Source organism: Sellimonas caecigallum, from assembly GCF_019754295.1.
GTDB classification, from domain to species: Bacteria; Bacillota; Clostridia; order Lachnospirales; family Lachnospiraceae; genus Sellimonas; species Sellimonas caecigallum.
This window is the reverse complement of the sequence record NZ_VIRV01000007.1, coordinates 52,499-67,027: the sequence shown is the minus strand read 5'-3', so window position 1 is coordinate 67,027 and position 14,529 is coordinate 52,499. Positions and strand designations below refer to the sequence as shown.

Below are 14,529 nucleotides of genomic sequence, written 5' to 3'. Positions count from 1 at the left end.
TGCCGAATATCCCCAAACTCCCCTGTTTATCTGGTTTTTCAGAGTTTTCCTTGACTCTGTCATCTTTTTGACAATTTTTCTACAGCCTGTGGATAACTATCTTTGCACACCTTTGGTTTCCATTCGGTTTCTTCCACGTTTTCCCCGTTATTATGTCGAAAACCTGTTTTATGTTTTCCATATCTTATCCAAAGTTTCACCTTACTATTTTTACGCATGTCCACAGAGTTATCCACTCTTTCCACATAGTTATCAACATCCTGTGTCCTCTTTTCCATTCCAATACTAGAAAATGATGTCAAGATTTTTTTGTATTTTTTCTTTTTGCATGCTATATTTTAAGTAGAAGAACACGTCGGTATACCCTGATGCCAGTGATCGCTAAGCACAGGCATTGTCACAAAGGAGGTGTCCATGATGAAGAAAAAATTCAGTTTTTTCCTTGCATGCCTATTTATCCTGACGTCTGCAGCAAGTGTCGCACACGCCGAAGATTCCTCCGCCAGTGATACGAAAAATCTTTCTGACAGCCCGGAATATACGCAGATCCGCAGTCTGGAAGAAGAGATGGTAACCTGGATCGGACAGATGATTTATATCGATCAGGACATACCAGAAGATTTTCATCCGGAGATCGAATATGACAACGCTTCTAAAATTTATGTCGATACCAATTTGGAAGAACAGTCTTTCACTTCCCAGGATGAGATCATGTCCTATTTAAAAAGCCAGAATTACGTATGGGTCATCCCGGTGGATGCATCTTTGGATGGCGCCAGCTTTTCTGTGACTGTGGCAAGAGAGACAAATCAGGATATTCAGATCCAGCCAGGTGGGGAAGTGGGACAAAGCAATACCAGTGAAGGAAAATGGAGCATTACTGAGGTTGCGACATATACGACAGATTCGTACAAAGAACAGATGGAAACAGAAACAACACCGATAGACGATCATGTGTTCATCGGCGGAATCCCAGGACTTCATTATCCTATCGCTCTATGTTTTGCTGACGGAGAGGCAAAATACTGGAAAGACTTAGGATCCTCTTACTCTGCGCTGGAAGAAATGCCGCAGGCACGTTTGGAAAATACAACGCTTTATAATTATGAGCAGGTTATGAATGTCCTTCAGGATTCTCAAGTTGCTCCATACCTGTCCGGCCAAGAATTGCAGGAAAAAGAAACACTTCTCTCTTCGCCGATCATATGGATCTTCGCAATCGGTATCGCCCTGATCGTTGTGATTGGAGGAGTCCTTTTCTTTGAGAAAAAGCGCCGATCCAAATAGCAGCATTACCGGACAGATAGCAACATAATGATCAAAAGCTGCCCAGCAACATGCTGGGCAACTTTTTTAATAAACGCATATTTTTCTTCTTTTTTTCCTATAATCCTAATAAATATCCGTAAACCGTCAAATCATGTTTTCAAAGAAGGAGGAAAAAAGAAGATGAAAAAATTTCCTGTTTATAAGATTTTACAATGTGCGATAACAATTCCATTCTGCGTCGTGTTTGCTCTTTCTGTACATACCTCAACTTTCTCTATACCAATTCCTGTCCTTTTTCTTTTTTGGGCATGGCTGATCGGGGCAGCCTGCTTTCTGCTCTGTGACGCATTCACACTTGTCCGTCTTCTTTCCTCTTTATCTGAGGCCGAACACTGTGCTGGTCTGGACAGGCTTACGAATCTTCCGGATCCATCATCCCTGCAGGATAGACTTTCCACATATTCCGGCACTGTTCTGAAAGACGACATCTCCTGCATCACAATCTCTTTTGAGAATATCCATACGCTAAACCACACTTACGGCCGACATGTAGGCGACATCCTCTTTCGAGAGTTTGCCGACATTCTTTCAGACGCTGCCCCTGACGGATGTTTTCTGGCGCGGAAAAGCGGCCGGAAATTTCTTGCTGTCATAGATGGAAATTCCTATGAACGAAGTGTTGCCCTCCTCCAAAATTTGGAAAAGGAAGTCAGCATCCACAATGGGACGGCGGGCTTCCTTCCTATTCAGTACCGCACCGGCGCTGCCTACAATGCCGAGTGCCGCTTTGTTTCCATCTATGATCTTGTAAAAGCATCCGGAATCCGGGGATAATCTTGTTCTAACTGACCATATGGCAGGCTACTTTATGCCCCGATTCCACTTCTTTAAATTCTGGTGTTTCTATCTTGCATCGATCCGACGCATATGGACATCTGTTATAAAATGCACATCCCTGAAAAGCTTGGGTCCTTACCGGCTGCTCCCCAGTCAAGGCATGAAACTCTCTGTTTGTTATATAAGGATCGGGTACCGCATCGAAAAGCATCTTTGTATATGGGTGCAGCGGATTCGCAAACAGAGTTTCTGTGCTCGCCTCTTCTGTCAGGGTCCCCAGATACATTACCCCGATTCTATCTGATATAAATCGGATGACGCCAATGTCATGTGAAATAAAGAGCATACTGATACGAAGTTCTTTTTGCAGCTCTATCAGCATATTTAAAATTTGTGCCTGGATAGACACGTCCAAAGCCGACACTGGTTCATCACATACTATGAGCCTCGGCCCAATGATCAGTGCACTGGCAATTCCAAGCCTTTGTACCTGTCCTCCCGACAATTCATGCGGAAACCGAAAATAATGCTCCTCCGACAAACCTACCTTTTTCAGCGTCTCTATCACTTGTTCTCTTCTTTCATCGGCATCTTTCATTCCATGGATCTCCAATATCTCTCCCAAAATATCACCGATTCTTCTCCTTGGATTCAACGCGGAAAGTGCGTTTTGGAATACCATCTGTATTTCTTTTCTCAATGGGCGAAACTGTTTGTCATTTAGTTTACACAAGTCTTTTCCCTTATATAAAATAGATCCTCCATCCGCTTTCGTTAGCCCGACAATCGCACGTCCGGTGGTGGATTTACCGCATCCAGACTCTCCGACTAACCCGTATGTTTCCCCTTCTTCGATGTAAAAAGACAGATTATCCACCGCACACATATATTCTTTCTGGCTAAATATCTTTCCCGTCTTTCCGTACACAGGAAAAGTCTTCTTTAACCCATTGATCTCAATCAAATGACTCATACTCCCACCTCATTTTTCTTTCCGCCTTCTGCATATTTCCAGCATTTTACAGTGTGTCCCGGTGTTGCTTCCACAACTGGCGGCGGCATCTTCCTGCATCTTTCATCTGCTTCATGACATCTTGTGCAGAAATGGCATCCTTCTGGTATATGAGACAGTGACGGTACCGATCCGGGTATGGTCGGAAGCTCTTTTCTTCTTTCTACTGCCAGATGAGGAATACATGCCAGAAGTCCCTTCGTATACGGATGCAGCGGATGTGTGAACAATTCCTCCGTTTTTGCATCTTCTACAATCTGCCCCAAATACATAACTTTCACGCTATGACAAAGATTGGATACCGCGCCCAGGTCATGCGTAATGAACAAAATCGACATTCCCAGCTTTTTGTTGAGATCCTGAATCAGATACAAGATCTGTTCCTGAATCGTCACATCCAGCGCAGTAGTCGGCTCATCCGCAATCAGCAGCTTTGGCTCACATGCAAGCGCAATAGCGATCATCACTCTTTGCTGCATCCCTCCCGACAATTCAAAGGGATATTTTTTCATACAGTTTTCCGGATTTGGAATACCGATCATCTTCAGCATCTGCACACTTTTTTTCTTTGCCTCTTCTTTTGAAATTTTTTTATGAAGAATAAGAACCTCCATAAGCTGGCTTTCTACAGTATGCACCGGACTCAGGGAATTCAACGGATCCTGGAAAATAACGGAGATTCGATTTCCCCGAATATTCCTCATCTGTTTTAAAGACCATTTTAACAGATTTTCCTTTTCAAAGAGGATCTCTCCTTCGTAGCGGACAGCTGTATCGTGGTCTCTCAGGCGAAGAACCGACTGAGACATCACACTCTTTCCAGATCCGGACTCTCCTACTATTCCCGTGATCTCCCCCGGCTGAATTGTAAGATCGACTCCATCCACAGCCGGAAGCCATTTTTTATGAACCGGAAACAATACTCTCAGATTCCGTATTTCCAAAATCGGATCCTGCATAGATTCTATTTCTTTTTTGTTTTCCTGCATCATTTTTTCTGTCCCCCTTTTACCCTTGGATCAAGGAAATCCCTGAGTCCATCTCCCAAAAGGTTCAGACTCATCACACATAGAATGACAGCTGCTCCAGGACAAATCATCGTCCACGGTGCTTTGGAGAATACCAGTTTGCTGGCTTCCAGCATGTTTCCCCAGCTTGCGGCAGGCGCCGGAATCCCCGCCCCCAGAAAGCTCAACGAGGCTTCTGAAATGATAGCCTGAGCAAAGATAAACGAAGCTTGAACTGTCAATGGCGAAATGACGCCCGGAAGAATCATTCTCCACAAAATCCGCAAATTGCCAAATCCCTGTACTTTTGCCGCTTCCACATACGCCTGCTCCCGGATGACCATAGCACTTGCCCTGACAGTTCTTGCCACACTCGGTGTATATACGATTGTCAGCGCCAGAATCACATTCCAGCTTGATGTTCCAAGAGCCGCAATCAACGCGATGGCCAACAGAATGCCGGGTATGGCGATCAAACCGTCACATATCCTCATCAGAATCTGATCCAGCACCTTAAAGTAACTGGCATAAACACCAACGATCGTTCCCAGAATACATGAGAATACAGCCACACAGCCTCCCACCCAGAGGGAAACTCTCGCCCCATACATGACTCTTACAAAAAGATCTCGTCCAAATTCATCCGTTCCAAGCAGATATTTGCCGCTAGGCGGCTGCAGGCGGTTCGCCACTTCCATTGCGTTTGGATCTGTTGGATTTAATAATGGTACAAAAACAGCCAAAAGTAAAATAATCAAAAATCCCACTGCCCCAATAATCAATGCTGGACTGGCCAAAAGCCGCTCTTTTCTAATCTCCCGCTGCTCACGGAAAATTGCCTGGTTGAGCGCCGAAGTTTTTCTTTTCCTCAAATTCATCTCGCCCCTCCTATTTCCTTCCCGGCCGAAGTCTAGGATCTACAAATCCATACAGAATGTCAACCGCCAGATTTACAAGTACATACAGTAATGTTATAAAAAGAACAACCCCCTGGATCACAAACACATCTCTTCTGTTGATAGATGTCAGTGTAAGCATGCCAAGCCCCGGAATATTGAACAATGTTTCCGTCACAATCGTACCCGCAATGAGGCTTCCAAAAGATTGTCCCACTGCTGTAAGAATGACAGGGGCTCCATTCTTGAGTGCATATTTCAGCACCACTTTGCTCTCTTTAATGCCCTTTGCCCGGGCTGTCTGTATAAAATTCTTATACAACACTTCCAGTAGAGAAGATCTGGTCATTCTTGTGAGATAGGCTGCCTGGACGATCCCAAGTGACAACGCTGGCAAAAAGAGATAACGCAAATGCTCCGCCAGCCCTTCCTCCAGTCCAGCATACCCTGCAACTGGAAAAATCTGAAGATGTACGCCAAAAAGAAGCATTAAAAACATACTCAACAAAAAACCAGGCAAAGCTGCTCCCACAAGAGATACCGATACGGCTGTCACATCAAGTGCTGTTCCTCTCCGATAGGCTGCAAGTATTCCAAGTGGTACCGACAATATCAATGCAAAAATTTGTGCCAAAACGGCAAGACTCAATGTCGGAAGGAAATATTCTCCGATTGCCTCCAACACCGACTGATGAAGGAAATAAGATGTTCCCCAATCTCCCTTCAATACATTTACAAACCAGTCTGCATACTGTACAAAGAATGGCCTGTTAAATCCAAGTTCTGTATTGAGCGCCTCGATCTGATCCGGTGTTGCTTCCAGACCAAGCAGTGCCGTAGCAGGCCCTCCTGGGATGATATATACGACCAGAAAAACCACACACGACACGACAAACAAAACAGGGATCAGCGATAAAATCCGTTTTAAAATATAAGACAACATATGTGCTGTACTCCTCCCTTTTTACAAGCAGAAATGGCGGACTGCATCTGCACCCCGCCATTTTGTAATCTTTATTCGGCAGCACTTGCTCCCCAGTAAATATTAAATCTCAGATAGTCAACACCTTCTACACCGCCATCCATTGCACTCACGCCAGTGTAATGTCCAAGCACCGTAGCAGCTCCGTACTCATAAAGGAATGTCTGGATATCTCCCCATGCTGCCGCCGCTTCTTCATCCGATGCCGCACCACGGATCTTGGAAATGCCTTCGGACACTTCTGGTCTGTCCAGTCCTGCCCATCCACTGTCCAGTACAGACAGCTGAATAGGAAGCATGTTGTAGGAATTACTTGTGATAAACATATCGAACTGGTTCGGGTCTGCTCTGTGCTCCATGAAAGTACTGAAATCGTAGCTTTCGACCTCGGCATTAAATCCTGCCTTTTTCAGCTGCTCCTGTACTACAAGTGTCGCATTGTACATCTCTGCATAGTCCGGTGTGGTCACGAGAACGATTTTCTCGTTATTATATCCAGATTCCGCCAACAACTCCTTAGCTTTTTCCGTATCATTCTGGCTGTAAAATTCTTTTCCTGCATCCGTTCCCCACTGTGTATCTGTCGGATCCATCCAGCTATTATTTAACTCATATAACTCCGGATTTCCATATGCAGCAAGCATGATATCTTCACAGTTCAGCGCCGCAAGAGCCGCCTCACGTACCTTCTGGTTTGCCATGATTCCTTCTGTTGTATCAAGAAATAGATTCAATGTTCCGCCCTTATCAACATTCAGTTTCAGAGAGGTATCTTTTGCCAATTCCTCATAGTTGTCCAGAGGGATTTCCTCCGCAATATCGTACTGTCCGCTCTGCACCCCGGCAATACGTGTGGATGCATCTGTGACTACATCATATACGATCGTCTTCGTAGCTGCCTCTTTCTTTCCGGCGAGTCCACTCGCTTCTCCTTCTGCCGGCTGATATTCATCATAACGTTCCAGCTCTACGTACTGATCCTGTTTCCATTCAGAAACTTTGTACGGACCTGTTCCTATATACTCGCTGATTCCCTCTGCTGTCGCAGATTCCACCACTTCCTTCGGGTAGATAGCCGCAAACTGAATCGGCCCTGCCAGAATCATGATGATATCCGATGCCGGTTCGTTTACCGTCAATTTTACCGTGTAATCATCGACTTTTTCAAACACGGATCCACCAATCAGAGTATTGGCTTTGGCTGAAACTTCTACCCACCGATTCATAGAAGCAACGACGTCATCTGCTGTCATCTCTTTTCCATTATGGAATTTTACACCCTGTCGCAGCTTGATCGTGTACTCTTTTCCGTCTTTACTCACTTCATACGATTCTGCCAAAACCGGAGTCGGTTCATAATTTGCGTTCATCGCAAAAAGCGGTTCATATATATGAATTCCGATTCCACCGACAATATTCGAATTGACAGACTGCGGATCCAGAGACGGCGGATTCGCAGAAATAGCGATATGCAATTCTTCTTTTTTCGCGTCAGCTCCTTTTTCCGTGTCTTTTTTTTCTGTATTGGAGCCTCCACATCCTGACACAAAGAGTGCGGTACACAATACTAACGCTGTGACACATGACCAAATTTTCTTTCTCATTTTCATCTCCCTTTCCGAAAATTTTTACTTAATTACATATTACATGAAAACCTTTCGGAAACCCAATCAATAATTCTGATATGGCAGCTCTCTGTATCTATATTTTCAATAGTGTTCTTGTACAAATTCACTATTGTTGATTATTTTCTTAAAAAAATTATGCCATTTTGCTCAAAAATAGGTACAAATATTGTATAATAGACAATCGAGAATATACATCAATAAAACAAGGAGTTACTTACATGAACACGGAAACCCGCAATAACAAAATCAATGCCATCCGGAACAATATCGGAAAAGTTCTGGTGGGAAAAGAAAAACTGACAGATCTGATTCTTACCGCTATTATCGCTGAGGGACACGTCCTTCTGGAAGACGTCCCAGGTTCTGGGAAAACTGTGATGGCAAAATCTTTAGCCCGCTCTATCGACGCCGCTTTCAGCCGTATCCAGTTCACACCGGACCTGCTTCCTTCTGATGTGACCGGTCTGAACTATTATAATCAAAAAGAAGGAGAATTTACATTCCGAAAAGGACCTGTATTCTGCAATATTCTTCTGGCTGACGAGATCAACCGCGCCACGCCTAGAACCCAGTCTGCCCTTCTGGAATGTATGGAAGAGCGGCAGGTTACCGTGGACGGTGTGACTTATCCGCTGGACCGCCCATTCTTTGTCATCGCCACTCAGAATCCCATCGAGACTTCCGGCACATTTCCTCTGCCTGAGGCACAGCTGGACCGTTTTCTGATGCAGCTTTCCATGGGACTTCCAAGTATACAGGAAGAATGTACCATTATGGAGCGTTTCCTGAAAGCCAGTCCTCTCACAGAACTTGACTCTGTCTGCACAGCCGAAGAACTCATCGAGCTTCAGAAGGACTATCTGGACATCAACGTTCATCCTGTCCTTATGGACTATATCGCCAGAATCATCCAGGCTACCCGAACTTCCGGAGATTGTCTGGGAGGGGTAAGTCCTCGAGGTACTCTGGCTCTTTTGCGGGCCGTCCGCGCATATGCCATGGTGCAGGGACGTACATATGTAGTCCCAGAAGACATCAAGACACTGGCCATCCCGGTTCTTGCCCACCGGATCGTCTTCCCTGCCGGCCATATCATGGAACGTGCCTCCGAGCATTTCCTGGAGGACATCCTGGACAAAACCGAAGTACCTACGGAAGAATGGAGCAGATAACATGGTCATTGTGCTTACTTTGCTTGCAGTATTTCTCCTGTATCTGCTGCAGGCACTCTACTATAAAAAATTGTGGATGAAGGGTCTGGAATGCCAAATCCTTTTTCAGGATCACGCTATCAATGAAGGAGATACATCCTGTCTTCAGGAAATCATTATCAACCGCAAGGCTCTCCCTCTTACCACACTTCAGGTAAAATTTTCGGTCAGCCGGAAGCTGAAATTTGAGGAGGCGGAAAATACTGCCACAACAGACAACAACTATCGAAACGATATCTACTCCGTCATGTCCTATGAAAAGATATCTCGAAGCCTGCCATTTAAAGCAACAAGACGTGGCTACTACAAGATTTGGGATCTGGATCTGATCTCCTATGACTTGTTCCATTCGGACAAGTCCATCGTCTCCCGAGATTCCGATACCGTCATGTATGTATACCCGAAACCGGTTCCCTTCGCAAAGCTTAAAACTCCTTTCCGCAAGATGATGGGGACAATACTTACCCGGAGATCTTCTTTTGAAGATCCGTTTGAATTTCGAGGAATCCGCCCTTATCAGCAGTACGACCCTTTAAAGAACGTGAACTGGAAAGCCTCCGCCAAAGCCGGAGAGTTAATGGTAAATGTCCACGATTATACAGCCAGTCAGCAGGTTACCATTTTCCTGAATCTTGACGATGATACAAGCTGGCACTACGAACGTCTGTTCGAAGAGGCAATTCGTCTTGCTGCTTCTTATGCGGAGTTCCTTCTTGCAGAAGGGATCCCTGTGAGGCTCATTTCCAACGGGATTGACGCCATAACAAAAAAAGAACTGAATTTTCCAGCCGGAGCCGGAGTGCACCACATTCGCACAATCAAGGAAGGGCTGGCAAGGCTCAGTGACTGTTCACAGAATCTTAGTAACATGGAGCTTTCGATCACGGAAGAATTGTACGGCACCCACAGCTCTGATCTGTATCTGCTGATCTCCTATTCGCAAAAGAAAAATCTTCTTCAGGCGTTTGACCAGCTCTGCCGTCAGTCTGAGGGGTCTCAGTGGATTGCCCCTCTGCATAAAGATATGGAATTTCTGCCTGACCGCTGCCCACACGCTGCAGCTGTCCGATGGGAGGTGTCACGCATTGAATAAGATGTTGAATAAATTGTATCAATTTTACTGCCGTCATTCTCTTTTTTATCTTCATCTGGGGATTCTCGCCGTGGCAGGCATCCTCTGTCTTGCCAGGCACTTTACAAAAAATCCGGCGTTTACAGACTACGCCTACGCTGTATTTGTCCTGGATATATTCTCTGTGCTGATCCATCAAAATCAGAAGGGAATCTATCACTACATGAGAATGAACAAGGATGTTTCCCATGTGCCTAAGCGGCAGATCTATCTGATCAACACTCTGTTCCTTACCGGTTTCCTGATACTGACCGGAGGATTTATATTCCTGTTCGTCCATATGCCTTATCATGGTATTTGGAATGCGATCAAAGGTTTTTTCGCTGCGATAGCCCGCTGGATCCTGCAGTTTATCTTCCGCAAGGATCCTTCGCCGGCAGAAGAGATCGTTCCTGAGGATGTGAACCCTTTTTTCTTCCGGCCATCTGAACCCCGCGATGTCTCTTTGTTCGCACAGATACTGGAACGCATTTTCACTGTCATCGGTGTCCTTGCATTGGTAGCTTTTCTCATTCTTTTGCTCTTTATACTTTACCGGAAAATTACCTCACATGAGAAGGCTGCAGGGGTGGAAGTACGGGAATTTGTTTCTCCTAAAATGAAACGTGACAAAATTTCTCGGTCTGTTTCCCGGGAAAAACCTCGTTTTTTTGACCGGAGTGTGGAAGGCCGTATCCGAAAATTATATTTTCGTGCAGTCAGACGACGTATGGCTCCAAAGCAGAAACTGTCAAAAGCTTTTACTCCTTCTCAAATCGAAGATTTTGTCAATCTTACCCAGAGTCCGTCTTTGTCACAGCTTCACGAAGCTTACGAGAAAGCACGATACGACACAGAAGCGTGCACAAAAGAGGATCTGGAAAAGGCCAAAAAAGGCGCTTCTCATTTGACATAGATTTCCACATCAGCTCTGAGGAGATCATTACCTTGGAAAATTTTCCGACATATACCAGTCCCGGAATGTCACGCATTCATTCCGGGACTGTTTTAAAAGAAAAAACGGCAATGAATCGCATTTTGCGCTCATCATTGCCGTTTTTTATCGCCGTCCCCTGCAGGAATCGAACCTGCACTTGATCCTTAGGAGAGCTCTGTGGTTCTGTCAATCCCTGTCAAGAACTGATATGTTTAGCCCTTTATTATCAAGGACTTTTTTTATTTTCGAATCAAATTCTGGTAATCTGAATACCCTTTCTGTCAAGACCAGATAAGACCTGAAAATTAGCAGATTCTTTGCAGCTGCTAACATCCGGGGAAAGCTCTGTTGTTCCTGACAGATATCATCTTCCGGCTACCATCCCCTTACAAGCGGGAATGATAAACAATATTCAATTGACCAGATTTCTATTATTACTATACAACGTTGTTGTTGATTTGTCTATGGTGTTTCGACCACGACAGCCGATTTAAATACGAACATATCCAGTTGCCGGCCCGGCACCTACTTTTGCGATATATCCACTTTTAACCAGTTCCGTCAGGGTCCTTTCTACAGTTACCTTGCTTATATCCGGACATAACTCCATGATTTCTTTTTTGGTAATTTTTCCTACCTTATTATCAATCACTGCCTTTATACGATCCGGCTTTGAAAGGCTTCTGTTTTTCAGGTGCTCTACACGCCCCTCAAACTCACTGTATGCTTTCAGTATAATTCCCAGATAATATTTTACAAATGGCTCATAACTGTTTTCATTTTCGTGCCATCCATTGGAACTTTCCTGTAATGCCTCATAATAAGTTTCTTTTGTCTTTTCAATCAGCATTTCAACACTGACATACTTTCCGACAATATAGCCGGCTTTATAAAACAAAAGAAGTGTTAACAGGCGGCTCATTCGCCCATTTCCATCATTAAATGGATGGATACACAGAAAGTCAAGAATAAACATAGGGATAAGAATCAACTTATCTATTCGATCTGCTTCCCATGCTTCCAGAAAATTTATACAAAGTTCATTCATAGCTTCTGGAGTCTGAAATGCCGGCACCGGGATAAAACGCGCTTTCTGATGACCTTCTGCATCTGTTTCTGCAATTACATTATCCGAATTTTTATAATTTCCACCAGCATTTCCTCCGGAATATGAGTATAAATCCCGATGCAATTGTAAAATAATATTGGGTCTCGGATTAATATACTCATAACTTTCATGGATAGTGGCAAGAACTTCCCGGTATCCGGATATTTCCTGTTCAGACCGGTTACGTGGTTCGGCTTTCTGTCTTACTAATTCTTCCAAACGTTTGTCGGTAGTATAAATACCTTCAATCCTGTTAGAAGCCCCTGTACTTTGAATCAAAGCAACTTCCAGCAGAGTTTTCAATTCGTCTATATTGGCTTCAAGGAACAATTCCTGCTTACCTTTATGCTCATGAATGCTTCCGACCATCTGAACAATTTCAGGTTTTAGCAATTGCTCCGGAGTTTTTATATAATCAAAACTTCTCATCGAAATCTCCTTCATTTTAATATTATCTCCATCATTTTACCATCAAATGACGGTGATATCAATTAGCATGATGGAGATATATTTTTAACATTCCTTTTAACGAAACCCATTTTTTCACTAAAATTACACTATTTTTTCACTATTTTTCATTACTTCATTGTCTCGGTAGTTTGACAGTCCAATCTCATTCTGATTCCCTTAAATCCAGTAATGGCTTTATTTTTTTGTCAATTTTCTATTTTTACTTACACGTTCCATTCCATTCCACTATAATATATACAGGAGGTGGCTTATGAGATTAGGATGGACAACCGGAAAATATTCAACTACCTACAGGGCTGTAAAGACTGTGAGAATTAATGGAAAAAACAAGACACAAATTGTTAAGTCATTTGGTTCCGAAAAATACATACGTGAAACATATGGTGTATCTGATGCCAAGGCATGGGCAAAAGAACAAGTCCGACTGATGAATGAGGCAGAAAAAGAAGATTCTGCAAAATTCAACATTGAACTCTGTGCCGGAACGGACCTTGTCATGGACGAACAGAGACGCTTCAATGGAGGTTATCTTTTTCTTCAGGACATTTATTATGAACTCGGCTTACACAAAATATGCCGCGCAATCTCCAGCAGGCATCTTTTTGAGTATGACCTCAATGATATTCTCTCTCGTCTTATCTATACGAGGATTCTCTATCCTTCCTCAAAAAAGAGCAGTTTCCATGAATCCAAAAGATTCATAGAACAGCCCTCGTTTGAGCTTCATGACATTTATCGCGCACTGTCTGTCATTGCTGAAGAGTCAGATTATATCCAGAGCCGTCTCTTTAAGAACAGTACCGCCATCCAGAAACGCAATACACAAGTAATCTACTATGATTGCACGAACTTCTATTTTGAAATCGATGCTGCCGAGGACGACAAGCAGTTTGGCAAAAGTAAGGAAAATAGGCCGTTGCCAATCGTAGGCATGGGACTTTTCATGGATATGGACGGCATCCCTATTTCATTTTCAATCTATCCCGGTAACAGAAACGAACAGATGACTATGATACCATTGGAAGAAAAAATGCTGTCAAAGTTTATTGTCTGTACGGACGCCGGGTTGTCTTCCGCCACCAATCGGGTATTCAATTCTTATGATGGAGAAGATGGGTTACGCGGATATATCACAACACAGCCTATAAAAACCCTCAAAGAATTCCTGAAAAAATGGTGTTTATCTGATGACGGATGGTTTCTCGACGGTGACGGCTCCAGGAAAAAGTATAAAATTTCCGAATTAGATGATGAGAAGGATAGGGATAAAATTTTCTACAAAACCAGATGGATAAAAGAAGAAGGCCTGATCCATACCGATAAAGGCGACAGAAAAGAAATCATCGAGCAAAAGCTGATCGTCTCATACTCCATAAAATACCGCAACTTCCAACGTCGCATACGGGAAGGTCAGATAAAGCGTGCAAAAAAACTCGTAGAAGACGGATATACATCTTTCGGCAAGAAAAAACAGAACGATCCCAAGCGATTCATAAAAACCGACCATGCCACAAAAGATGGTGAAGTAGCAGAGATAACTTCCAGTTATATCGATCAATCCATTATCGAGAACGAAGAAAAATACGATGGCTTCTATGCTGTATGTACGAACCTTGATGAAAGCATCTCAAGCATTGTGAAAGCAAACAAGCGGCGCTGGGAAATAGAGGAATGCTTCAGGATAATGAAAACCGATTTCGAAGCACGCCCAGTATATCTGAATCGCAAGGAGCGCATTCTCGCCCACTTTATAACCTGTTTTATTTCACTTATTGTCTACCGCTATCTTGAGAAGAAGCTTGCTGATAGATACACCATAGATCAAATACTGCCAACCTTGCAGGAGATGGATTTTATGAAATACGAAGGAAAGGGATACCAACCGGTCTATACAAGGACAGAACTGACAGATGCTCTACATGATGCATTTGGCTTTTGCACATCCAAGCAGATCGTACCTATAGCAAAAATGAGAAACATCTGCTCTCAGACAAAAAAATAGATAGTGTAACGTGCATTCGTAAAACCAACAAAAGTCTCGCAGCCAGCTGTTTAAGCGG

General features: G+C 43.7%; 12 protein-coding genes. 6 read left to right on the top strand and 6 right to left on the bottom strand.

Annotation, left to right across the window (positions count from 1 at the left end; translation table 11 throughout):
• Nucleotides 1-414 precede the first annotated feature (414 nt).
• Together FLB61_RS06505 and FLB61_RS06500 are read left to right on the top strand one after the other, a co-directional pair.
• Nucleotides 415-1,287, top strand: a complete 873-nt coding sequence (locus tag FLB61_RS06505) for a hypothetical protein (RefSeq protein WP_221919710.1) — start codon at nt 415-417, stop codon at nt 1,285-1,287.
• 162 nt (nt 1,288-1,449) lie between these two features.
• A complete protein-coding gene (locus FLB61_RS06500) occupies nt 1,450-2,103 on the top strand; it encodes a diguanylate cyclase domain-containing protein (protein WP_158095406.1) in 654 nt (217 codons plus the stop codon).
• 7 nt (nt 2,104-2,110) lie between these two features.
• On the opposite strand, the gene FLB61_RS06495 is transcribed toward FLB61_RS06500, so the two are convergent.
• The 5 genes from FLB61_RS06495 to FLB61_RS06475 all read right to left on the bottom strand — a co-directional run bounded on the left by FLB61_RS06495 (nt 2,111) and on the right by FLB61_RS06475 (nt 7,607).
• Entirely contained in the window at nt 2,111-3,079 is a 969-nt protein-coding gene (locus FLB61_RS06495; protein WP_087202165.1) for an ABC transporter ATP-binding protein, read from the bottom strand.
• Nucleotides 3,076-4,107, bottom strand: coding sequence for an ABC transporter ATP-binding protein (locus FLB61_RS06490; RefSeq protein WP_246599148.1), 1,032 nt, complete (start codon nt 4,105-4,107; stop codon nt 3,076-3,078). Before FLB61_RS06490 ends, FLB61_RS06495 begins: the two co-directional genes overlap by 4 nt.
• A complete protein-coding gene (locus FLB61_RS06485) occupies nt 4,107-5,003 on the bottom strand; it encodes an ABC transporter permease (protein ID WP_087202163.1) in 897 nt (298 codons plus the stop codon). The genes FLB61_RS06490 and FLB61_RS06485 overlap by 1 nt, the downstream gene beginning before the upstream one ends.
• A gap of 10 nt (nt 5,004-5,013) precedes the next feature.
• Nucleotides 5,014-5,964, bottom strand: a complete 951-nt coding sequence (locus tag FLB61_RS06480; protein ID WP_087202161.1) for an ABC transporter permease — start codon at nt 5,962-5,964, stop codon at nt 5,014-5,016.
• A gap of 71 nt (nt 5,965-6,035) precedes the next feature.
• On the bottom strand, nt 6,036-7,607 hold the full coding sequence (locus tag FLB61_RS06475) for an ABC transporter substrate-binding protein (protein WP_330625520.1): 1,572 nt from the start codon (nt 7,605-7,607) through the stop codon (nt 6,036-6,038).
• A gap of 242 nt (nt 7,608-7,849) precedes the next feature.
• Here FLB61_RS06475 and FLB61_RS06470 point away from each other — a divergent pair, with 242 nt between their 5' ends.
• The 3 genes from FLB61_RS06470 to FLB61_RS06460 are packed head-to-tail and all read left to right on the top strand — an operon-like array spanning nt 7,850 to nt 10,869.
• Nucleotides 7,850-8,803: an AAA family ATPase gene (locus FLB61_RS06470; protein WP_221919708.1), complete on the top strand. Its 954-nt coding sequence runs from the start codon at nt 7,850-7,852 to the stop codon at nt 8,801-8,803.
• Nucleotide 8,804: 1 nt separating this feature from the next.
• The gene (locus FLB61_RS06465; protein ID WP_221919707.1) at nt 8,805-9,935 is read left to right on the top strand and encodes a DUF58 domain-containing protein; all 1,131 of its coding nucleotides are present in this window, start codon (nt 8,805-8,807) and stop codon (nt 9,933-9,935) included.
• Nucleotides 9,928-10,869, top strand: coding sequence for a hypothetical protein (locus tag FLB61_RS06460; protein ID WP_221919706.1), 942 nt, complete (start codon nt 9,928-9,930; stop codon nt 10,867-10,869). The genes FLB61_RS06465 and FLB61_RS06460 overlap by 8 nt, the downstream gene beginning before the upstream one ends.
• Nucleotides 10,870-11,380: 511 nt before the next feature.
• On the opposite strand, the gene FLB61_RS06455 is transcribed toward FLB61_RS06460, so the two are convergent.
• Nucleotides 11,381-12,442, bottom strand: coding sequence for a Fic family protein (locus FLB61_RS06455; RefSeq protein ID WP_204907366.1), 1,062 nt, complete (start codon nt 12,440-12,442; stop codon nt 11,381-11,383).
• 277 nt (nt 12,443-12,719) lie between these two features.
• On the opposite strand from FLB61_RS06455, the gene FLB61_RS06450 reads away from it, so the two are divergent.
• Nucleotides 12,720-14,471 (top strand): IS1634 family transposase, encoded by a 1,752-nt coding sequence (locus FLB61_RS06450; RefSeq protein WP_221919705.1) that lies wholly within the window; start codon nt 12,720-12,722, stop codon nt 14,469-14,471.
• The last annotated feature ends 58 nt before the right edge of the window (nt 14,472-14,529 follow it).